The sequence below is a fragment of the Leisingera sp. SA215 genome, from assembly GCF_055902035.1.
Genome location: NZ_JBVVXU010000001.1, coordinates 216,405 through 237,682 on the forward strand (window position 1 = coordinate 216,405; position 21,278 = coordinate 237,682).

24 protein-coding genes are annotated in these 21,278 nt (G+C 64.6%); 22 read left to right on the top strand and 2 right to left on the bottom strand.

Going from position 1 to position 21,278, the window contains the following annotated elements; translation table 11 throughout:
• Nucleotides 1-155 precede the first annotated feature (155 nt).
• The 4 genes from fabD (at nt 156) to AC0KW6_RS01050 (ending at nt 3,511) form a co-directional block, all read left to right on the top strand.
• Nucleotides 156-1,088 (top strand): ACP S-malonyltransferase, encoded by a 933-nt coding sequence (gene fabD / locus AC0KW6_RS01035; protein ID WP_474033849.1) that lies wholly within the window; start codon nt 156-158, stop codon nt 1,086-1,088.
• Between the two features lie 57 nt (nt 1,089-1,145).
• Nucleotides 1,146-1,883, top strand: a complete 738-nt coding sequence (fabG, locus tag AC0KW6_RS01040; RefSeq protein ID WP_474033850.1) for a 3-oxoacyl-ACP reductase FabG — start codon at nt 1,146-1,148, stop codon at nt 1,881-1,883.
• A gap of 409 nt (nt 1,884-2,292) precedes the next feature.
• Nucleotides 2,293-2,526, top strand: a complete 234-nt coding sequence (locus AC0KW6_RS01045; RefSeq protein ID WP_005982462.1) for an acyl carrier protein — start codon at nt 2,293-2,295, stop codon at nt 2,524-2,526.
• 241 nt (nt 2,527-2,767) lie between these two features.
• Nucleotides 2,768-3,511 carry a 1-(5-phosphoribosyl)-5-[(5-phosphoribosylamino)methylideneamino]imidazole-4-carboxamide isomerase gene (locus tag AC0KW6_RS01050; protein WP_323783504.1) on the top strand — a complete coding sequence of 248 codons (744 nt, stop codon included), beginning with the start codon at nt 2,768-2,770 and terminating at the stop codon, nt 3,509-3,511.
• A gap of 102 nt (nt 3,512-3,613) precedes the next feature.
• On the opposite strand, the gene AC0KW6_RS01055 is transcribed toward AC0KW6_RS01050, so the two are convergent.
• Both AC0KW6_RS01055 and AC0KW6_RS01060 read right to left on the bottom strand, forming a co-directional pair.
• Nucleotides 3,614-4,336, bottom strand: coding sequence for a PilZ domain-containing protein (locus AC0KW6_RS01055; protein WP_474033851.1), 723 nt, complete (start codon nt 4,334-4,336; stop codon nt 3,614-3,616).
• 512 nt (nt 4,337-4,848) lie between these two features.
• Nucleotides 4,849-5,721, bottom strand: coding sequence for a PilZ domain-containing protein (locus AC0KW6_RS01060; protein WP_474033852.1), 873 nt, complete (start codon nt 5,719-5,721; stop codon nt 4,849-4,851).
• Nucleotides 5,722-6,367: 646 nt separating this feature from the next.
• Between AC0KW6_RS01060 and fabF the strand changes: the two genes are divergently transcribed.
• From fabF to AC0KW6_RS01150, 18 genes are all read left to right on the top strand, one after another.
• Nucleotides 6,368-7,633, top strand: coding sequence for a beta-ketoacyl-ACP synthase II (gene fabF / locus AC0KW6_RS01065; protein ID WP_323783498.1), 1,266 nt, complete (start codon nt 6,368-6,370; stop codon nt 7,631-7,633).
• Complete coding sequence (mltG, locus tag AC0KW6_RS01070; RefSeq protein WP_474033853.1) at nt 7,633-8,787, top strand: endolytic transglycosylase MltG; 1,155 nt, start codon at nt 7,633-7,635, stop codon at nt 8,785-8,787. The genes fabF and mltG overlap by 1 nt, the downstream gene beginning before the upstream one ends.
• Nucleotides 8,788-9,315: 528 nt before the next feature.
• Nucleotides 9,316-10,263: a DnaJ C-terminal domain-containing protein gene (locus AC0KW6_RS01075; protein ID WP_474033854.1), complete on the top strand. Its 948-nt coding sequence runs from the start codon at nt 9,316-9,318 to the stop codon at nt 10,261-10,263.
• Complete coding sequence (locus AC0KW6_RS01080) at nt 10,263-10,598, top strand: chaperone modulator CbpM (protein ID WP_323779508.1); 336 nt, start codon at nt 10,263-10,265, stop codon at nt 10,596-10,598. Before AC0KW6_RS01075 ends, AC0KW6_RS01080 begins: the two co-directional genes overlap by 1 nt.
• Before the next feature lie 231 nt (nt 10,599-10,829).
• Nucleotides 10,830-12,512: an amidohydrolase gene (locus tag AC0KW6_RS01085; RefSeq protein ID WP_474033855.1), complete on the top strand. Its 1,683-nt coding sequence runs from the start codon at nt 10,830-10,832 to the stop codon at nt 12,510-12,512.
• Nucleotides 12,513-12,991: 479 nt separating this feature from the next.
• Nucleotides 12,992-13,360 carry a hypothetical protein gene (locus AC0KW6_RS01090; protein WP_323779504.1) on the top strand — a complete coding sequence of 123 codons (369 nt, stop codon included), beginning with the start codon at nt 12,992-12,994 and terminating at the stop codon, nt 13,358-13,360.
• Complete coding sequence (locus AC0KW6_RS01095) at nt 13,353-14,639, top strand: DNA-packaging protein (protein WP_474033856.1); 1,287 nt, start codon at nt 13,353-13,355, stop codon at nt 14,637-14,639. Before AC0KW6_RS01090 ends, AC0KW6_RS01095 begins: the two co-directional genes overlap by 8 nt.
• Before the next feature lie 268 nt (nt 14,640-14,907).
• A complete protein-coding gene (locus tag AC0KW6_RS01100; RefSeq protein ID WP_474033857.1) occupies nt 14,908-16,122 on the top strand; it encodes a phage portal protein in 1,215 nt (404 codons plus the stop codon).
• Entirely contained in the window at nt 16,115-16,339 is a 225-nt protein-coding gene (locus tag AC0KW6_RS01105) for a GTA head formation protein, RCAP_rcc01685 family (protein WP_024090123.1), read from the top strand. Before AC0KW6_RS01100 ends, AC0KW6_RS01105 begins: the two co-directional genes overlap by 8 nt.
• Nucleotides 16,340-16,365: 26 nt before the next feature.
• Nucleotides 16,366-16,935: an HK97 family phage prohead protease gene (locus AC0KW6_RS01110; protein ID WP_474033858.1), complete on the top strand. Its 570-nt coding sequence runs from the start codon at nt 16,366-16,368 to the stop codon at nt 16,933-16,935.
• The gene (locus AC0KW6_RS01115) at nt 16,932-18,113 is read left to right on the top strand and encodes a phage major capsid protein (RefSeq protein WP_474033859.1); all 1,182 of its coding nucleotides are present in this window, start codon (nt 16,932-16,934) and stop codon (nt 18,111-18,113) included. The genes AC0KW6_RS01110 and AC0KW6_RS01115 overlap by 4 nt, the downstream gene beginning before the upstream one ends.
• A gap of 177 nt (nt 18,114-18,290) precedes the next feature.
• Nucleotides 18,291-18,890 (top strand): head-tail connector protein, encoded by a 600-nt coding sequence (locus AC0KW6_RS01120; protein ID WP_474034201.1) that lies wholly within the window; start codon nt 18,291-18,293, stop codon nt 18,888-18,890.
• A complete protein-coding gene (locus tag AC0KW6_RS01125; RefSeq protein WP_474033860.1) occupies nt 18,887-19,219 on the top strand; it encodes a head-tail adaptor protein in 333 nt (110 codons plus the stop codon). The genes AC0KW6_RS01120 and AC0KW6_RS01125 overlap by 4 nt, the downstream gene beginning before the upstream one ends.
• Nucleotides 19,216-19,623, top strand: a complete 408-nt coding sequence (locus AC0KW6_RS01130; RefSeq protein ID WP_474033861.1) for a DUF3168 domain-containing protein — start codon at nt 19,216-19,218, stop codon at nt 19,621-19,623. Before AC0KW6_RS01125 ends, AC0KW6_RS01130 begins: the two co-directional genes overlap by 4 nt.
• Before the next feature lie 46 nt (nt 19,624-19,669).
• Nucleotides 19,670-20,083, top strand: coding sequence for a phage major tail protein, TP901-1 family (locus AC0KW6_RS01135; RefSeq protein ID WP_474033862.1), 414 nt, complete (start codon nt 19,670-19,672; stop codon nt 20,081-20,083).
• A gap of 3 nt (nt 20,084-20,086) precedes the next feature.
• Nucleotides 20,087-20,407 carry a gene transfer agent family protein gene (locus AC0KW6_RS01140; protein ID WP_323779489.1) on the top strand — a complete coding sequence of 107 codons (321 nt, stop codon included), beginning with the start codon at nt 20,087-20,089 and terminating at the stop codon, nt 20,405-20,407.
• Nucleotides 20,404-20,619, top strand: a complete 216-nt coding sequence (locus tag AC0KW6_RS01145; protein WP_323779487.1) for a rcc01693 family protein — start codon at nt 20,404-20,406, stop codon at nt 20,617-20,619. The genes AC0KW6_RS01140 and AC0KW6_RS01145 overlap by 4 nt, the downstream gene beginning before the upstream one ends.
• Nucleotides 20,612-21,268 carry a phage tail tape measure protein gene (locus tag AC0KW6_RS01150; RefSeq protein WP_323779486.1) on the top strand — a complete coding sequence of 219 codons (657 nt, stop codon included), beginning with the start codon at nt 20,612-20,614 and terminating at the stop codon, nt 21,266-21,268. Before AC0KW6_RS01145 ends, AC0KW6_RS01150 begins: the two co-directional genes overlap by 8 nt.
• Nucleotides 21,269-21,278 lie beyond the last annotated feature (10 nt).

The window sequence follows — 21,278 nt, forward strand, 5'->3', positions numbered from 1 at the left end:
ATGCGTTGCCTTCAAGGTAACAACACCTTTGCCGGGTGCAATATTCGCGCGCCCTTCATCCGCGCACAGGATTGGTGCGCGAAGTGCAGCTTTGCTTGTACGTGAGGACAAGGCCCGTTACATCAGGCAAAACGCTTAAACAGACGAGGTCTTCAATGACGATCGCATTTGTGTTCCCGGGACAGGGTGCCCAGACCATCGGTATGGGCAAGGCGCTGGCCGATGCCTATCCGGCGGCCAAGGCCATCTTTGACGAGGTGGATGACGCATTGGGTGAAACGCTGAGCCGGCTGATCTGGGAGGGGGACATTGAAACCCTGACCCTGACTCAGAACGCCCAGCCCGCCCTGATGGCCGCTTCAATGGCCGCCATGCGCGCCTTGGAGGCCGAAGGCGTCACCATTGAAAAAGCCTCCTTCGTGGCGGGCCATTCCCTGGGTGAATATTCGGCGCTGGCGGCTGCCGGGTCGATTTCGGTGGCCGACACCGCGCGCCTTCTGCGCACCCGCGGCCTGGCGATGCAAAGCGCTGTGCCGGTGGGCGAGGGCGCCATGGCGGCGATCCTCGGCCTGGACCTTGAAATTGTGCGCGCCGTCGCGGCAGAGGCCGCGCAGGGCGATGTCTGCCAGGCGGCGAACGACAATGACCCGACCCAGGTGGTGGTTTCCGGCACCAAGGCCGCAGTTGAGCGCGCCGCGGTGATCGCCAAGGAAAAGGGCGCCAAACGCGCGGTGATGCTGCCGGTCAGCGCCCCGTTCCACTGCGCCCTGATGCAGCCCGCCGCCGACGCCATGGCCGAAGCGCTGGCTGGTGTTGAGATCAAATCCCCCGCGGTGCCGCTGATTGCCAATGTGCGCGCGGATGCGGTGACCAGCCCGGATGAAATCCGCGCCTTGCTGGTGGAGCAGGTGACCGGCTCGGTGCGCTGGCGCGAAAGCGTGCAGGCAATGGCCGCCAAAGGCGTGACCGAATTCTGGGAAATCGGCGCAGGCAAGGCGCTGTCCGGCATGATCCGCAAGATCGACCGGACCCTGGCCAGCCGCCAGGTGGGCACCCCCGAAGACGCCAAAGCCACCTCCGAGGCATAATCCTATTTTCCCGGTGCAGGATTGCTGCGCCGGGGTTCAGACATAAAGGACAAGAACATGTTTGATCTGACTGGCAAGAACGCTCTCGTCACCGGCGCCTCGGGCGGCATTGGCGGCGACATCGCCCGCGCGCTGCACGGTGCGGGCGCTACCGTGGTGCTGTCCGGCACCCGCGAAGAGCCGCTGCAGGCGCTGGCTTCCGAGCTGGGCGAGCGGGCCCATGTGATCACCTGCAACCTCTCCGACAAGGACTCGGTTGAAGCGCTGCCCAAGGCCGCTGCCGAGGCCATGGGTTCGGTTGATATCCTGGTCAACAATGCCGGCATTACCCGCGACAACCTGTTCATGCGCATGAAAGACGAGGAATGGGAAAGCGTGCTGAACGTGAACCTTACCTCGACCATGCGCCTGTGCCGCGGCGTGCTGCGCGGCATGATGAAGGCGCGCTGGGGCCGCATCATCAACATCTCCTCGGTCGTGGGCGCCACCGGCAACCCCGGCCAGGGCAACTATGCCGCCTCCAAGGCCGGCATGGTGGGCATGTCGAAATCGCTGGCCTATGAGGTCGCCAACCGCGGCATCACGGTGAATGCGGTTGCCCCGGGCTTCATCGCCACCGCAATGACCGAAAAGCTGAACGATACCCAGAAAGAGGCGATCCTGACCCAGATCCCGGCCGGCCGCATGGGGGAATCGAAGGAAATCGCCTCGGCCGTGCTGTATCTGGCCAGCCAGGAAGCGGGCTATGTCACCGGCACCACGCTGCATGTGAATGGCGGTATGGCGATGATCTGACCGCGGCGACAGCCTCTGCAGCACCAGACCCCGCAGCGCGGCTGCGGGGTTTTTGGGGGGCGGCCGCGGCGGGCGCTCGTGATCAGCTTTCCCCGGCAAGCATCTGAAAAACATTCGAATTGCGAAAAATATTCTGCCGCGCCCTTGCAAGCCCTTGATTGCGGCGCCATCTGCACGCTTCATAGCCGTGCGATGCCGGCTGCCGCCGCCGCCGTGACCAAGCGAAACCGTTTGCCTTGGCCGCGGTCTATGTTATAGGCGGCCCATATCCGCGCTGGTTTTTCCTAACGGAAACGCCGCACTGCCCCCGCCTGCCGGGGGCTACACCGCCCGCTCCGGGCAAAAACCACGCCGCCCGCACGGGCAAGGGCAGAACTGGGCAGAGTGCCCTGAAAGACGAGGAATAGACATGAGCGACGTCGCAGACCGCGTAAAAAAGATCGTTGTTGAGCACCTGGGTGTAGAAGAAGACAAGGTCACCGAAAACGCCTCCTTCATCGACGATCTGGGCGCAGACAGCCTGGACACCGTGGAACTGGTGATGGCGTTTGAAGAAGAGTTCGGCATCGAGATCCCGGACGACGCTGCCGAAACCATCCAGACCTTCGGCGACGCAGTCAAATTCATCTCCGAAGCGTCCTAAGCCACGCTTTCGGGATACCGGACCAGGCGGCGTCTTCCCATCGGGGAAGGCGCCGTTTCCGTTTGCCGGGCCGGCGTCCGATTCCCGTTTTTCGGCGAGTCGGGCCAGGGGTTTGTTTGCGCTACCAAAAAGCCCCGCCAACGCGCCGCAATTGTTGCATAAATTGTCATGAAACGTCATTCCGGCCGCGGCGATCCGTGCTAATCTCATCGCAAGAGGCAACACTTAGGAGATGGGCATCATGATGATTTACCCCACAATGGAGATTCTGAACGGCCGCTGCGTGAGCCTCGAAAAGGGCCGCCTGGATGAGCCTTTGATCTGGCATGTGGATCCGGTGGAAACGGCCAAAGGCTTTGCCGCTGCCGGGGCGGAATGGATGCATGTCACCGACTTCAACGCGATTAAAGGCGATCACAGCAACGAGGCGCTGATCACCGAAATCATCCGCGGCGCCGGCATTCCGGTGCAGCTGGGCGGCGGCATGCGGTCGCGCGAGCATATCGAGCACTGGATCGACAAGGGGGCAGGGCGTATCGTCATCGGCACCCTGGCCGCGCGCGATCCGCATATGGTCAAGGAGCTGATCACCCACCACCCGGACCAGATCGTGCTGGCGGTGGACATCTATCAGGGCCAGGTGATGACCGACGGCTGGCGCCACTCCGGTGCGATCACCCCCAAGGACTTCATCGCCGCATTCGACACGCTGCCTCTGGCGGGGATCATTGTCACCGACATTGACAGCGACATGACCGATGTCGAAGCGCAGCTTGGCCTGATCTCCGGCCTTGCCGCGGATGCCCGCACGCCGGTGATTGCCAGCGGCGTGGTGCGCAGCGCCGATGATATTTCGCGCCTGAAATACATCTACAACATTTCCGGTGCGATGGTTGGCCGTGCCCTGTTCCGCAAGACGGTGACCGTCCAGAAAATTCTGGAAGTGGCCCGGCCGGAACCCGAGCCGGTAGCCGAGTTCCAGTAAAGGAAAAGAATGCCTGCGGGCTGTTGCCCGCAGGCATTCCTGTTCCGGCCCGGGCCGGGTTGCCGGCCCTTTGCCAGCAGGACGGGGCACAGCATCCAGCGGTCAGGCCGGTTTGACAGCCTGCGTCTGCTGCAGCTGTTTGGCGGGCGGCCAGGCAAGCAGGGTCTGCAGCTCTTCGCCCGTCAGCGGTGTGGTGAATTTCAGGCCCAGGTAGTTGGCGTTCTTCCACGTGATCTGCGCGCCGGCTGATCCGATTCCGGGCAGGGCTGCTGTGAGATCCCCGGAAAGTGTGCTTAGGGTTTTTTCCTGGTTGTTCCAGACTCTCACTTTGGCGCCCATCTGGCTGATATCGACCAGTTTCGCCTGCAACAGCGTCTGACCGGAGAGCAAATTGCACGGCAGCGAGCAGGGGTGGCGGTACTGCCGGCGCCGGTGCCTGCGGGCGAGCTGCTGTGCCAGGAGCAAGCCGGCCCCGCTGAGCAGCAAAATGAAAAGCAGCGAACTTATCACCGTGGTTTCCGGCGACAGCGCTGGCAAACGGCCCATGCCGGCCGCAGTGCTGCCCTCTACGTTCTGTTGCGGATCATAGTTGCACGGCAGCGGGATGATCCGGCTGGCATAGTCGTCCAGCAGGGCGGATGTGCCAAACCGCAGCGCGCTGGCCCCTGCTTTTTGCTGGCCGTGCAGCCGGTACTCTTCCAGAAGACGCTCTTGCTGAGTAATCAGCCGAATGGTCAGCAGCTCAAAAGACTGCATGCCCAGCCGCCGCATCCGTATCTGTAAGGCCTCCACCGGATGATCTTCCATCCACTGCAGCAGCCGCATCGGCTGATGCGGGTGCTGCCCGGTTTGCAGATGCTCCAGAAATCCGCGGGCCTCATGCTGGAAATTCACCAGATCGGACTGCAGCTGGCAGGTCGCCTTGGAAGATGCGGCAGCCGTAATTGCACTGCCGCAGAGTGCAGCCGGGGCAAACAGTGCAGCTATCATCAATGGCCAGTACCTCAATACAGGACCTTTCCGGCCGGCAAAGGACGTGTTGCCGCGCTTCCAAAGAGTGAATCTGTCTAGAGGGTAATATGATAGTGTTTATACTTCTTACGCGTGTAGTGAAATTAACATAAAACCAGTATCCCCTGCCAAGTGCGGCGTGCCCTGGCAGTTTGACTTATTCCTGACTCTGATGGTGTCAAATGCGCAAATGCACCGTGGCAAGGCGGCTCAGAACACACGCGGTTTACGCGCCCTGTGCAGGCCGGCAGCATCCGAAGCGGATTATCAAGCGCGATTTGGCCGTGCTGGATCAGCTTGACCACGCAACATGCACGCCGCGGCTGTTAAACCCCGAGCCGCGCCTCTTCGCGCAGCCCTTTGCCCTGAAGCGGGAAGGCCTCCAGCAGACGGTGCAATTGCAAGAAGTTGAAATCCTTGGAAAACTGGACGCCGAAATAGCCGGCGGTCTGCCAGCGGACTTGGGCATCTATGGTATATCCGCCAAAACTCAGCGTTACCGGATCCGAGATTTCACAAGGGCCGTCGGGGCGCACCTTGGCGCCGGCACGGCTCAGATCGACCAGATGGGCTTGAACTGTCCGCCCGCCCGTCTGCAAGACGCAGGGAACCGCGCAGGGATAGCGTTTGGTGCGGCGGATTTTGCGGATGCCGATCCGGTCGAGAAAATACAGCGCACTGCCGCCCAGAACCAAAAAGGACACCCAGGCAATTGCCGCATTGCGGATTTGCTGCCGCTGCCGTTCGTCTCCCGCGGCCACAGCAACCAGCTTGCTGCCGGTTCCGCTTTCCTTCACCTGGTCGCAGGGCAAGGCTTCGACATGGGTGCTGAAATCCGCCGCCAGCGCCGGGGTTCCCATATGGCGCGCGGTTTCCAACGCCACGGCCCGGCCCTGACTGGAGAGGATCTGCAGCAGCAGCTGCTGCTGCTGCAAAAGCTCGCCCATGCTGTCAGCGACGGACTGAATGCCAACCGCTCTCATCCGCTGCCGCATCGGCGCGGGCGGGTTTGTGCTGATCCAGCTCCGCAGATGCTGCACATAATATGCACCCTGACCGGAGCTGAGATAGGAGAGGAACCCCTTGGACGCCCGGTTCAGGTTCGACAAATCCCGATGCACAGCGCAACTGGCCGCAGCGGGTTCCGGCAGCAGGCCAGTCACCAGTAAAAGAGCAGTTATCAGGAGCCATTGGCGCATGGCGAAGCCGTTCCTCTATACCTTTGGATTGAAATTATGACCTAAAGATGCAAATGCGCCGTTAACGCAGGCTGACTTTTATGGCGGCCAAGCAGGCAGGGCGCCTGGCCCCCGGTGCAGGCAGCAGTCGCAGGTCTGTTCCGAAGAAGCCGGGCGCATGGCAGCTGGACCGGGTCCGCCAGTCTAGGCTCCGGTGGTTGCCGATGGCGGGAAACTGCCGGTGTCCGGGCGCCGGGCGGGCGCCCGGATCTGCACAACAGCCGGCCGCGCCGGGAGCCGCAATCTGCAACCGGGCCAGGCGGTGCCGCCTTGAAAGGCCAGGGAACGCAGGGTCTCTGATTGCGGCACCCGCAACGGCTGCTCAGCAATCCTCTGTCTGGATGGCGGGGATAAAAAGGCGGGCTGGAGGCAATTTTGCCCAAACCTCCAGCCCGGTTCTGGCAATCCACGAGGACGGATGCCGAGTTCAGTTGTTATGGTCGCCCTCAACCTAAGGTATACTTATTAACAATTGATGCCACTTCCGCAATTTCCCCGTAAAACCCGCATTGCGCCCGGCGGCACTGCGGATCAGCCCGCTCTTGCACCCAGCCGCCTTTCCAAGCTATTTGAACGGACGGATTGCCGAGGCAAAGGAGAGCAAGGAATGCGTCGAGTAGTTGTCACCGGACTGGGCCTGGTTACACCGCTGGCCAGCGGAGTCGAAGAATCCTGGTCCCGGTTGCTGGACGGCCAGTCGGGTGCAGGCCCCATCACCCTGTTTGATGCCGAAGCAAGCGGCGTCACCACCACCTATGCCTGCGAAGTTCCGCGCGGCGATGGCTCCGGCGGGACGTTCAACCCGGATGACTGGGTGATCAAGAAAGACCAGAAGAAGATTGATGACTTCATCCTCTATGGCATCGCCGCCGCCGATATGGCCGTGCGCGACGCCGGCTGGACCCCTGAGGACGAGGAAAGCCGCCTGCGCACCGGCGTGATGATCGGCTCCGGCATCGGCGGCCTGTCGTCGATCGCGGACACCGCCGTGATGATCAAGGAAAAAGGCCCCCGCCGGGTGTCTCCCTTCTTTATCCCCGGCGCGCTGATCAACCTGATCTCGGGCCAGGTCTCGATCCGCTTTGGCTTCAAGGGTCCGAACCACTCGGTGGTGACCGCCTGCTCGACCGGCGCCCACGCCATTGGCGACGCGGCGCGGCTGATCAAATCCGGCGACGCCGACGTGATGATCGCAGGCGGCGCCGAAGCGGCCATCTGCGAGATCGGCATTGCCGGTTTCAACGCCTGCAAAGCGCTGTCGACCAAACGCGCCGATGATCCCAAGGCGGCGTCGCGCCCCTATGACACCGACCGTGACGGGTTTGTGATGGGCGAGGGCGCCGGCATCGTGGTGCTGGAGGACTATGAGCACGCCAAGGCCCGCGGCGCCAAAATTTACGCCGAGGTGCTGGGCTACGGCCTGTCGGGCGACGCCTATCACATCACCGCCCCGTCCGAGGACGGCGAAGGCGGCGAACGCTCGATGAAGGCGGCGCTGGCCAATGCCGGGCTGGAGCCTTCGGCGATCGACTACATCAATGCCCATGGCACCTCGACCATGGCCGACACCATTGAACTGGGCGCTGTCGAACGGCTGCTGGGCGATCACGCCGCCAATGTCACCATGTCTTCGACCAAATCGGCCACCGGGCATCTTCTGGGCGCGGCCGGCGCGATCGAGGCGATCTTCTCGATCCTGGCGATCCGCGATCAGGTTGCCCCCCCGACCATCAATCTGGACAACCCAGCCGTTGAGACCCCGATCGACCTGGCCCCCAACGCCAAACGGCCGCGCAAGGTGGAGGTGGCCCTGTCGAACTCCTTTGGGTTCGGCGGCACCAACGCTTCGGTGATCTTCGGAAAGGCCGGCTGATGTGGCGCAGCCTCGCCTCCAACATGCTGACAGTGCTCATTGCGGTTTTGTTCCTGCTGGGCGGTCTGATCCTGTGGGGCAAATCCCAATACACCGCTGAAGGCCCGCTGGAGACGGCGATCTGCCTGCGTGTCGAGCGGGGCTCGAACATGGCGCGGGTCAGCCGCGACCTGGAAACCCAGGGCGCGGTTGCATCCGGCACCATCTTCCGTCTCGGCGCCAAATACAGCGAGAAAACCGGCCAGCTGAAGGCCGGCAGCTTCCTGGTGGAGCCGGGATCCTCGATGGAGGAGATTGTCGGCCGGGTCACCACCTCCGGCGCCTCCACCTGCGGCACCGAGATCGTCTACCGCGTCGGCGTGACCCGCACCCAGACCGTGGTGCGGGAGCTGGATCCGGCCACCAGCACGTTCGAGGAAAAGGCGGACTTCATCCTCGGCGAGGATGAGGTCCCGGCCGAGTACACCGAAACCCGCCAGGAGGCCGACACCCGCTACCGTATCGCGCTGGCCGAAGGGGTGACCAGCTGGCAGGTGGTCGAGGCGCTGAAATCCATCGATGTGCTCGAGGGCGACCCCGGCGAACGCCCGGGCGAGGGCCTGCTGGCGCCCGACAGCTACGAGGTCACACCGGGCACCGGACGCGCTGCCGTTCTGGCCGAGATGCAGCAGCGCCAGCAACTGCGCATCAACGCCGCCTGGGAAGGCCGCTCGGCAGACGCCGCCGTCACGACGCCTGAGGAAATGCTGATCCTTGCCTCGGTCATCGAGAAGGAAACCGGCGTGGCTGAGGAGCGCGGCCTGGTCGCTTCGGTCTTCACAAACCGCCTCAATCGCGGCATGCGGCTGCAGACGGACCCGACGGTGATCTATGGCGTCACCAAGGGCGAGGGAACCCTGGGCCGCGGGTTGCGCCAAAGCGAGCTGCGCAAAGCCACCCCCTGGAACACCTATGTGATCGAGGGCCTGCCACCGACGCCCATCGCCAACCCGGGGATGGCCAGCCTTGAGGCCGCGGTGAACCCGGAGACCACGGATTATGTGTTCTTTGTGGCTGACGGCACCGGCGGCCATGCCTTTGCCGAGACGCTGGATGAACACAACCGCAACGTCGCCAAATGGCGCGAAATCGAAGCCCAGCAGCAGAACAACTGACGCTGCGGGTTAGGGTGGAAACTGCGAAGGGCGCCGCTTGGCGCCCTTTTTTTGCGGGACCGGCCGGACCAGCCCGGCCGGCGTGTCCGGCCCGAGCCCCGGTATTCCGGAATCCGGCGGCAGTGCCGAGGTGGAAATCAAGCGCCCCGGCATGAACGAAGACCATGGGTTTTGCCCATGCCCCTTTTCTCATCCGATCCCGAAAGGCCTGCCGCCCACCGCCGCAAGACCCGGGCCATCCCGGCTGCCTGGTTCTCGCGAATGTCCTGAAAGGATGGTACGATGTCCGGGACCGGCACGAAAACCGGCGCTGGCGCGCACACGGATGACGTCCCGCCTGAGGTCACAGATCCCGCGGTGACGCCGAAAGCAGAAGCAACGCATCGGGACGCCGGAACCGCGCGTCTGTTTGGCACTTCATGAGGCCATGCAAGTGCAGGAAACCACCGATGCCATGCCCGGCGCAAGCCGGGCTGGAGCCAAGTCCGGCGCTGGCCGGCCGAATGATCCGTACGGGAACAAAAAATTATGAGCGACAGCCCATATGACATCCTCGGCGTCTCCAAAGATGCCACCCAGGCCGAAATCAAGAAGGCCTACCGCAAACTGGCGAAAGAACTGCACCCCGATCTGTCGCCCGGCGACAAGGACAAAGCCGCCGAGTTTCTGAAGGTGGGCGCGGCTTATGACATCCTCGGCGACAAGGAAAAGCGCCGCCGCTACGACGCGGGCGAAATCGACGCCAGCGGCCAGGACAGGCCGGAGCGTCAATTCTACCGCCAATATGCCGGTGCGGACCCCGAAGGCCGGTATCAATCCTCGGCGGCTTTCAACGATTTCGAGGATGTGTCGGACATTTTCGCAGATCTCTTCGGGCGGCGGGGGCAGGGCCGGGGACAGGAGCGGGCGGGCCCCGGTTCGGCACAGGGCTTCGCGGCACGCGGGGCCGATCTGCGCTATCATCTCGACGTCGAATTTCTCGATGCTGCCCGCGGTGCAAAACGGACGGTGCCGCTGCCGGATGGCCAGACCATCGATCTGACGATCCCTGCCGGTGTCCGCGACGGTCAGACCCTGCGCCTGCGCGGCAAGGGGCAACCGGGCAGTGGCGGCGGCCCGGCGGGCGATGCCTATGTCCAGATTTCCGTCAAGCCGCACCGGCTCTTCACACGCGACGGCAACGATATCGCGATCGACCTGCCGATCACCTTCGATGAGGCTGTTCTGGGCGGCAGGGTCGAGGTTCCGACGCTATCGGGGCCGGTATCGATGAACTTGCCCAAGGGAGCGTCCAGCGGCCAGAGGCTGCGGTTGAAAGGAAAGGGTGTCCAGCCCGGCAAAGGACCGGCGGGCGACCAATATGTCCGACTGATGATTGTGCTGCCGGACAAGATCGGCAGCGGGATGGAAGATCTTGCCCGCCGCTGGCGTGAAACCGCCGGACAGGATCCGCGCAAGAACATGGGGAGTGTGTGATGCGGCTGAGAGAACATGACGTGGTTGCCACGGTTCGCAGGCTTCAGCTCCGGGAGCTTCGGTCATGGGTCCGGGCGGGTTGGATCAAACCGGCACGGGGCGACGGCGGCCCGTTTTTCGATGAGCTCGACATCGCCCGGATCCGGCTGATCTGCGACCTGCGCAAGGAAATGTCGCTGCCCGTGGATACAGTGCCGACTATCCTGTCGCTGCTTGACCAGCTGCACGGGCTGCGTCACCAACTGCACCGCCTTGCCGAGGCGGTCAATCAGCAGCCTGAAGAAACACGCAGAGCGGTTCTGAAGGCATGCCGGCGCTTGGAAGGGCAGGATTGACGGCGGCATGATCGCTGGTCTGGCCGGGACCGGGACTGCCACAGTGGACGGCCGCCCCCCCTAAGCCGCGATTCCGGATGCGCTGAAAGACGCGGCTTGCCTGGCCGGCACAGGCCCGCCTGCGGCGGCAAAGCTTTACACTGCAATCCGGACCGACCTACAGAAGGAAACGCTCGACTTAAACTGCGGCCCCGCCTTGCCGGGTCCGATCCCGCGGCATCAGGACATCCCATGACCCCTTCGATTATCATCCACAACGGCGTCCTTATGACCTTTGATGACGGGATGCCAACCGCACAGGCGCTTGCGATTGCAGGCAGCAGGATCACGGCCGTCGGGGCTGATGCCGCCATTCTACCCCTGGCCGGCCCTGAGCCCCGGATGATCGACGCGGGCGGCGCGACTGTGCTTCCCGGGTTCATCGACAGCCATGTCCATCTGTTTGGCGGATCGGTTGAACTGGATTGCCTGAACCTTTACGGCGTCACAGGTTTGCCCGCGATGCGGGCCGGCATACGCCCCTACGCCCAGGCCAATCCGGACGATGCCCTGGTGTTTTGCGTGATGGCCGACTACGGCATTCTGGGCACGGGAAAGACGCCCACCCGCCACGACCTCGACCGGATTCTCAGCGACCGCCCGCTGGCCATGTTCGCGCCGGACCACCACACGATCTGGGCGAATACGGCCGCCCTGAAGGCTGCAGGCCTTCTGCAAGGCGGATCAACCGATGCAGGCTCCGAAATCGTGATGGGCGAGGACGGTCTTGCCACTGGCGAGCTGCTGGAGCCCGGCGCCTATGAGCCGGTGCTGCGCCTGACGCGCCACGGCGGCCGGGAGATGCTGGGCCTGACAACGGGCAAGGACCCCGTGCCCCCTGCAACAGCGGATCAGCGCCGGATCGACAAGGACGTTCTTGCCAAGGGGCTTGCGCATTGCGCCGCGCAAGGCATTACAGGTCTGCATCTGATGGACGGCAACAGGTATCAGTTGGAGCTGTTGTCCGAACTGGAAGCCGAAGGCCGCCTGCTGTGCCGCTGCCGTGTGCCGTTTCATATGAAAGGAACCGATCCGCTGGAACGGATGACCGCGGAAGCACCGGCGATGCGGGATGATTTCCAAAGCGGAAAGATCGCCTGCAGCCACGTCAAGATGTTCATTGACGGTGTGGTCGAGAGCGGCACTGCGCTGATGCTGCGCCCTTACCCCGGTGAGCTGGGCGCAAACGGCAATTCAGGCGATGAGGTTTTCACACAGGAACACTTTGTTGCCTGCTGTGCCGAAGCGGACCGTTTGGGGTTCCAGATCGCCGTCCACGCCATCGGCGATGCTGGTGTCAGGCGCACGATCGACGCTTTCGAGGCGGCTGCAAAGGCCAATGGAACGCGCGACAGCCGCCACCGGATCGAACATATCGAAGTGATCCATCCGGACGATATACCCCGGCTTGCGGCGTTGGGCATCGTTGCCTCCCTGCAACCGGGCCACGCGCCGACCGGTCATATCTTTCCGCCCGGCGGGGTCGGGCCGTATCTGCACCCGGACCAGATTGCCGGGGCCTATGCCTGGCAGACCATACGTGACGCTGGGGCCAGGGTCATCTTTTCCACAGACTGGCCCGTGATCCCGGTGACCGTGATGGCAAATGTCAAAGCCGCAATCGCACCGCTGGATCTGGGCGGGGGCTGGGCCGATCAGACCCAGACGCTGCACGACACGCTGGCCAGCTATACGTGCGGCAATGCCTGGTCCGAATTCAACGAGGATAGAAAAGGCAAGCTGGCAGCCGGCATGGCGGCTGATGTTGCGATTATGAGCCATGACCTGACACAACTTGCGCCCGGCAACGTGACGGCTGCAAGGGCCATGACGACGATCTGCGACGGCATAGTGACCTATCAGCATGGGGTTTGACCGGGCTACCGGCAAATCACACGCTTGCAACAGACCGCTCAGCTCCCCCCGCAAACCGGGCCTCGCTCTGGCAGAGGGCCAGGTCAGCTTTGTCTGATGCTTGCGGGTGCCGTCTTCGCGCGATGCAGCGGCGGCAATCCTGAACGGGAAAACGAGGTACAGGATTTTTAGCGGAAAGGGCGGTTTTTCGGGTGCCCATTTTCGTCCGCAAGCCTTTGGGCCGCTCTTTGGGACACGCCGGTTTCAACTGTGAATGCAGAGGAGGCCGCAACTCCCAGCGAGGTGAAACAGCGCGTGCCAGCAGCAGCCCGTTGCGTTCTCACCGTACGCTGCTGCGGCCGGAATTCTTGACAAACGCACTATTTTCACGTATAAGTTGCATTGCAGCTGGAAGGAACATGGACGGCCCCGGACCCCTCCGCCGGTGGCCGTCGTTCTTTCTCTTGTGCGGACAAAAAACGCATGAGGCAGACAAATTCATGACAGATCACCCAACAGACCAGGACGGCGCCGCCGTCCTGACCCGGCAGGTGCACTACACCGCCGATCTTTTGCGATCCCTGCAGGAGAGCATTCACCGACTGCGAAACCAGGCAGAGGCGCTGCGGGAGCAGCTCGAAACCACAGGCGCCGATGAAACCACCGGCGCCAAGGGACAGGTCAGCAAGCTGGAACAGCTGATCCGCGATTGCCAGAAAGTGGAGAGACTCCTTGCAGAACAAAGCACCGAATTCGCCCGCATGCTCAAATCCGAACACGAACTCGATCTCGTCGCGGCGCGCGCAGCTGTCGAGCGCGGACTTTCTGGCCTGCGCGCCGCCCTCGCTCCAGAACTGGTTCTTGAATGAGCTGGACCGCAAGTCGCTGTGCGCGCTGCCGCATCTGTTCGGCATCTGGGCGCTGGACCACCAGCGCCCGCCGCCGGGCGGTTGGCGCGCCTGGGTGATCCTGGGCGGCCGCGGCGCGGGCAAGACCCGGGCAGGGGCCGAATGGATCCGGTCGCGCGCCGAAGGGCCACGGCCGGATGATCCCGGCACCGCCCGCCGCATCGCGCTGGTGGCCGAAACCTATGACCAGGTGCGCGACGTGATGATCCACGGCGACAGCGGCATCCTGGCCTGCTCGCCGCCCGACCGCCGCCCCAAGTGGAAAGCCTCCGAGCGCAAGCTGATCTGGCCCAACGGCGCCGAGGCGCAGGCATTTTCCGCCCACGACCCCGAGGCCCTGCGCGGCCCCCAGTTCGATGCCGCCTGGGCGGATGAACTGGCCAAGTGGAAGAAGGGGCAGGAAAGCTGGGACATGCTGCAATTCGCCCTGCGGCTGGGCCGGGACCCGCGCGTCTGCGTCACCACCACGCCGCGCAATGCTCCGGCACTGAAGCAGCTGCTGGCGTCGCCCAGCACCGTGCAGACCCACGCCCCGACCGAGGCCAACCGCGCCAATCTGGCGCCGTCGTTCCTGGAGGAGATGCGGGCGCGCTACGCCGGCACCCGCCTGGGCCGGCAGGAGCTGGACGGGGTGATGCTGGCCGATGTTCCGGGCGCGCTCTGGTCCACTGCCGCGCTGGCGGCGGCGCAGGTGACTGACGCGCCGCCGCTCGACCGGGTGGTGGTGGCGGTGGATCCGGCAGTCAGTTCCGGAAAATCCTCGGACGCCTGCGGCATCGTGGCGGCGGGCGCGGTCACTCAGGGCAAACCGCAGGACTGGCGCGCCTATGTGCTGGCCGACCGCACCGTGCAGGGCGCCGGCCCGCTGGCCTGGGCGCAGGCGGTGATTGCCGCCCGCGATGCCTTTGGCGCCGAACGGGTGGTGGCCGAGGTCAACCAGGGCGGCGCCCTGGTGGAGACGGTGCTGCGCCAGGCCGACCCGCTGGTGCCGTTCCGGGCTTTGCATGCGCGCAAAGGCAAATCCGCCCGCGCCGAACCTGTCGCGGCGTTGTATGAGCAGGGCCGCGTCAAACACCTGCCGGGGCTGGGGGAGCTGGAGGACCAGATGTGCCTGATGACCCCGCAAGGGTATCAGGGCAGCGGCTCACCCGACCGGCTGGATGCGCTGGTCTGGGCCCTGCATGAGCTGATTATCCAGCCGGCAGCCAGCCTGAGGATGCCGCAGATCAGGGTGCTGTAATGCGCCCAGGGCAGCGCCCGCCAGGGGCGGCGGACGGGCGCTGCCCGGCCTTCGGGCAGACGATGCAATTGAAAATGAAGATGGGAGAATGGCAGCATGCAACGCTGCCATTTCCTTTTATTACAGGTGCTTAACCTGGGGTGTTGCGCCCCCTGCGTACGCACCGCCGGCCAAATCTTCAGGCCTCTCTGTCACTAATGATCCTCAGCAAAGGCGCACCGGCCCCAGCGGCAGGCAGCGCCCCACACAGCAACTTGAGGAGCGGACAATGGTCTTTGACCTGCTGCGGCGCAACAAGCCCGAACCCCCGGAAACCGCCCTGGAACAGAAGGCCAGCCAGACCGCCCGCGTGGTCTCCTGGCAGGGGGCCGGCCGCACCGCCTGGAGCCCGCGGGACAGCGTTTCCCTGACCCGCAGCGGTTTTGCCGGCAATCCGGTCGGCCACCGGGTGATCCGGATGATCGCCGAGGCCGCCGCGGCCGTGCCGCTGGTGCTGCAGGACAGCCGCCGGCGCTATGACAGCCACCCCTGGCTGGCGCTGCTGGCCCGCCCCAATCCGGCGCAAAGCCAGGCCGAACTGCTGGAGGCGCTTTATGGCCACCTGCTGCTCTCCGGCAACGCTTATATCGAGGCGGTCGCGGCAGGCGCAGGCGCCCCGGCTGAATTGCACGTGCTGCGGTCCGACCGGATGCGCGTTGTGCCCGGCCCGGACGGCTGGCCCGCCGGGTTCGAATATTCGGTTGCCGGACGCAAGCACCGGTTCACCGCGGACGGCGCGCAATCACCGGTCTGCCATATAAAGAGCTTCCACCCGCAGGACGACCACTACGGGTTGTCATCGCTGCAGGCGGCGGCCATGGCGATTGATGTTCACAATGCGGCCTCGCGCTGGTCCAAGGCGCTTTTGGACAACGCAGCCCGCCCCTCCGGCGCGCTGGTCTGGAACGGGTCCGACGGCCACGGCCGCATGTCCGAGGAACAATTCCGCATCCTAAGCGACGAGATTCAATCAAATTTTCAGGGCGCCAAGAACGCCGGCCGACCGATGGTGCTGGAGGGCGGACTGGACTGGAAACCGATGGGCTTGTCGCCCTCCGACATGGAATTCCAGAAAACCAAGGACACCGCCGCCCGCGAAATTGCGCTGGCCTATGGGGTGCCGCCGATGCTGCTCGGCATTCCGGGCGATGCAACTTACGCCAACTACCAGGAGGCCCACCGCGCCTTCTACCGGCTGACCGTGCTGCCGCTGGCCGCCAAGGCCGCGGCTGCGCTTGCCGACTGGCTGGCAGGCTGGACCGGCGAGGCGCTGACCCTGAAACCCGACCTCGACCAGTTGCCAGCCTTGGCCGCCGAGCGCGAGGCGCAATGGCGCCGGGTGGCCTCCGCCGATTTCCTCACCACCGAGGAAAAGCGGCGCCTGCTGGGGCTTCCCGCAGACTCTCCGGCCGCGCCGCAGCAGGAGGGCGGGCAGGATGACTGAACACCCGATGCACGCTTTCGACTGTTCACCGGGTTTGCGCCTGTCCGCCCATGAGCGGGTGGCCCAGATCCAGCACGAGGCAGTCAACCGCCGCCTCGACCGGATCGAGCAGATGATGGAGCGGCTGGAAAAACGCCTCTGGCTCACCGTCTACGGCGTCGCCGCGGTGATTCTGGCGCAGGCTTTTCAATCTTTCCTGACGGTACAATTGCCGTAACAACAATAACTTGCGAGGCAGACATCATGCAGGGACCTCCCCAGCTTGAACATAAATTCACGCGCTTCGGCGAGGATCTCTCGCTGAAGGACGCGAGCCAGATCACCGGCTACGCCAGCCTGTTCGGTCAGACCGATCAGGGTGGCGATGTGGTCGAGCGCGGCGCCTATGCCGCCTCGCTGAAGGCGCTTCAGGATCAGGGCCGCACGGTCAAGATGCTGTGGCAGCACGATCCCGCCCAGCCGATCGGCGTCTGGGACGAGGTGCGCGAGGACGCCCGCGGCTTGTACGTCAAGGGCCGGATCCTGACCGCCACCCCCAAGGGCGCCGAGGCCGCGGCGCTGATCGAGGCTGGCGCCATCGACGGGTTGTCAATCGGCTACCGGACCGTGAAATCCGCCCGCACCCGGGACGGCAGCCGCCATCTGACCCAGGTGGAGCTGTGGGAGGTGTCGCTGGTCACCTTCCCGATGCTGCCCGCAGCGCGGGTGGCAGGTAAATCCTCCGCTCCGGAGGCAGAGGCGGATGCCCTTCGCACGCTGGCCGCAGGCCTGCGTCAGATCACCCGTGACCTCAAGGCAGGACAGACATCATGAGCAACCAAGACCTCCCGGCAAACACCGGGGACGCAGCGCCCCTGGCGCATGAAGTGAAACAGGCCGTCACCGGCTTTCTTCATGAATTCAAGGGGTTTCAGGACGACGTGCAATCAAGGCTGAAACAGGCAGAAGAGCGAGTGACCATGCTGGACCGTAAAACAATCTCTCAGAACCGCCCCCATCTGGCAGCTGGCCAGGACGCGGGCGCGCCGCATCAGAAGGCGTTCAACGCCTACCTGCGCAGCGGCGACGACGACGGCCTGCGCGGCCTCGAGCTGGAAGGCAAGGCGATGTCCACCGCCGTGGGCGGCGATGGCGGCTACCTGGTCGATCCGCAGACCGCCGAGACCGTGAAATCGGTGCTGAACTCCTCCGCTTCGATCCGCGCGGTGGCCTCGGTGGTGCATGTGGAGGCGTCTTCTTATGACGTGCTGATCGACCACAGCGAAATGGGCGCCGGCTGGGCCACCGAAGCCGGCCCGGCCGCCGAGACCGGCACCGGCAGCATCGACCGCATCACCATCGCGCTGCATGAGCTGAGCGCCTTGCCCAAGGCGTCGCAGCGGCTGCTCGACGACAGCGCCTTTGATATCGAAGGCTGGCTGGCCGGCCGCATCGCTGATAAGTTCGCCCGCTCCGAGGCCGAGGCTTTCATCAACGGCGACGGTATCGACAAGCCCAAGGGCTTCCTGTTCCACCCGGTTGCCAGCAACGGCAGCTGGAGCTGGGGCAACCTCGGCTATGTCGCCTCCGGCACCGACGCCGAGGTTGGCAGCGGCGATGCGATCATTGATCTGGTCTATGCGCTGGGGGCGGAGTACCGCGCCAATGCGACTTTCATTCTGAACTCCAAGACCGCGGGAATGCTGCGGAAACTGAAGGACGCCGATGGCCGGTTCCTGTGGTCCGACGGTCTGGCCGCAGGTGAACCCGCACGGCTGATGGGCTATCCGGTGCTGATCGCCGAGGACATGCCGGACCCGGGGTCCAACAGCTATTCCATCGCTTTTGGCGATTTCCGCGCCGGTTACACCATTGCCGAACGCCCGGACCTGCGGGTGCTGCGCGACCCGTTCAGCGCCAAGCCGCATGTGCTGTTCTACGCCACCAAGCGGGTTGGCGGCGACGTCAGCGATTTTGCCGCGATCAAGCTGATGAAATTCGGCGTGACCTGACACGTTGCGCTGATGGCGGGCCGGCAGACCGGTCCGCCGGCGGGCATGCACCCCACAATCCTTTGCCGTCCAGCTGCTCCCCTCCGTCCGAGCGGCAAGGGACGGTGCATGCCTGCCGAACCCTACCCGGACAGCAGATCAGGGCCGCAGCAGGGGATGGCCCGCAGGAGTGAGATGATGATGCTGAGCGAACTGACCCCCGTGCCCGAGGCCGCCCTGCCGCTGGCCCCGTTCAAGGCGCATCTGCGCCTGGGCACCGGTTTTGGCGAGGACAGCCTGCAGGACGAGGTGCTGATCGGCTTTCTGCGCGCCGCCCTGGCTGCGATTGAAGGAAGGACCGGCAAGGCGCTGATAACCCGCGATTTTGAGCTGGAAATCCGCCATTGGCGCGACCGTGCCCGGATGATCCTGCCGATTGCGCCGGTGCGGGCGGTGACCGCCGTTGCGATGCGCGACGCAGGCGGCGGTGAGACGGTTCTGGACGCCTCCCTCTATCACCTGGAGCGGGATGGCCAGCGCCCGCGCCTGTGCCCGGCCGGCAGCCTGCTGCCACCCATTCCCACCGGCGGTCTGGCGCGGATTTCACTGCAGGCCGGCATGGCCTCTGATTGGGGCGGCCTGCCTGCCGATCTGGGCCAGGCGGTGATGCTGCTGGCCGCGCATTATTACGAATACCGGGCCGACACCGGCCTGCACGGCGGCTGCATGCCCTTTGGCGTCACCAGCCTGATCGAACGCTACCGCAGCCTGCGGCTGACCCTGGGAGGCCTGGCATGAAACACCCCCCGAAACTCACCCGCAAGCTGGTGCTGGAAGACCCCCAGCGCGAGGCCGACGGTGCAGGCGGCTTCATTGAAACCTGGCTGGCGCTTGGCACGCTTTGGGCCGAGGTGACACCGCTCTCCGGGCGACTGGCCGGCGACAGCCTGTCTTTGCAAAAGTACCGGATTACCCTGCGCGCTGCACCGGAAGGCTTTGCATCAAGGCCCCGACCTGATCAGCGATTCCGCGACAGCAACAGGCTTTACCGCATTGACGCAGTTGCGGAATCCGATCCTGACACCCGCTACCTCACCTGTTTCGCGGTTGAGGAGGTAAGCGGATGACCTATGCCATCGCAGGCGGGCTGCAATCCGCGGTCTACACCCATCTGTCCGCCGATGCTGCGCTGACCGCGCTGGTCGGCAGCGCGATCTATGACGCAATCCCCGCAGGCCCCTTGCCGCAGACCTATGTGGCTTTGGGATCGGAGGAGGTGCTGGACCGCTCCGACAACACAGCAGGCGGCGCCGAGCACCGGTTTTTTGTCACCGTCACCACCGACATGGCCGGTTTTGCCGGCGCCAAGGCTGCCGCTGCTGCCGTCTGCGACGCACTGGTCGGTGCCGCGGTGCCGCTGCCCCGCGGTCGGCTGACAGGCCTGTGGTTCGACCGCGCCAAGGCGGAGCGGCTGACGACCGGGGGCAGGCAGATCATCCTGCGCTTCAGGGCGCGGGTGGATGACGTCTAGGCCGCAGCACATTTCTCAACCCCAGTGAAAAGCAGGGAGAACCCCCATGACAATTCAAAACGGCAAGGACCTTTTGGTCAAAGTGGACATGAACGGCGCCGGCCTGTTCGAGACCATCGCGGGCCTGCGCGCCACACGGATCAGCTTCAACGCCGAAAGCGTCGATGTGACCAGCCTCGAAAGCCAGGGCGGCTGGCGCGAGCTGCTGGCCGGCGCCGGGGTGCGCTCGGCCAGTATCTCCGGTTCCGGCATTTTCCGCGACGTGGCAACCGACGAACGCGCAAGGCAGCTGTTCTTTGACGGGCTGACACCGGACTTCCAGATCATCATTCCCGATTTCGGCATCGTGCAGGGCGCCTTTCAGGTGACCGCGCTGGAATATGCCGGCAGCCACAACGGCGAAGCCACCTATGAGCTGTCACTGGCCAGCGCCGGTGCCCTTAGCTTTACGGCGGTTTGAACGATGGTGAACCCGCAGGCCGGAGAGGCGGAATTAATAGTTAATGGAAGCCCTTACGCGCTGAAGCTGACCCTTGGCGCGCTGGCGGGGCTTGAGGCCGCGCTGGAGGAAGGCACGCTGGTGGATCTGGTGCAGCGGTTCGAACAGGGCCGGTTCTCGGCCCGCGACGTGCTGGCGCTGCTGGCGGCCGGGCTGCAGGGCGGCGGGTATCAGCTGAGCCGCGAAGATCTGGCATCTGCCGCAATCTCCGGCGGTCCGCTGCAGGCGGCGCGGGTGGCGGCAGACCTGCTGGTGCGCAGCTTCACCGTGCCGGACAGCCTATGAGCACGCTCGACTGGCCCGCGCTGATGCGCGCCGGGATGGCCGGGCTGAAGCTGCTGCCGCGCGATTTCTGGCAGCTGACCCCGGCAGAACTGCGGCTGATGCTGGGCGGGGCCGCAGCGCCGCAGCCCATGGGCCGCGACCGGCTGGCGGCGATGATGCAGGCCTTTCCGGACATCGCGCGTCCACAGGACAAGGAGACAACAGATGGCTGACTCATCATCAATGGCGGAACTGGAATTGCAGGGCGAGGCGCTGGGGGAAGCGCTTGACGGCGCCTCCGGCATGGCGGCGGCCTTTGCCGAGGTGCTGGGCCGGGTCAAGGACGGGTTTTCCGAAACCGGACGCGACGCGCAGATCCTGGATCGCAGCCTTTCCAAGGGCTTGCGGCGTGCTTTTGACGGGCTGGTGTTTGACGGCGGCAACCTGTCGGAGGCGATGGACACGCTGGCGCGTTCGATGGTCCGCACCACCTACAACGCCGCGATGAAGCCGGTGGCCAACCATGCGGCCGGGCTGCTGACCGGCGGGCTTGCCTCGCTTATCGGGAACATCCTGCCATTTGCCGATGGCGCCGCCTTCAGCCAGGGCAAGGTGATGCCGTTTGCCAAGGGCGGCGTTGTCACTGGACCCACGGCCTTTCCCATGCGCGGGGCCACCGGGCTGATGGGCGAAGCCGGGCCGGAGGCGATCCTGCCGCTGACCCGCGGCGCCGACGGCTCGCTGGGCGTGCGCAGCCAGGGCGGCGGGGTCACTGTGGTGATGCATGTCACCACCCCCGACGTCAAAGGCTTTGAACGCAGCCGCAGCCAGATCGCCGCACAGCTGTCCCGCGCCCTGTCGCGCGGCGGCAGAAACCGTTAAGGACGGAGGG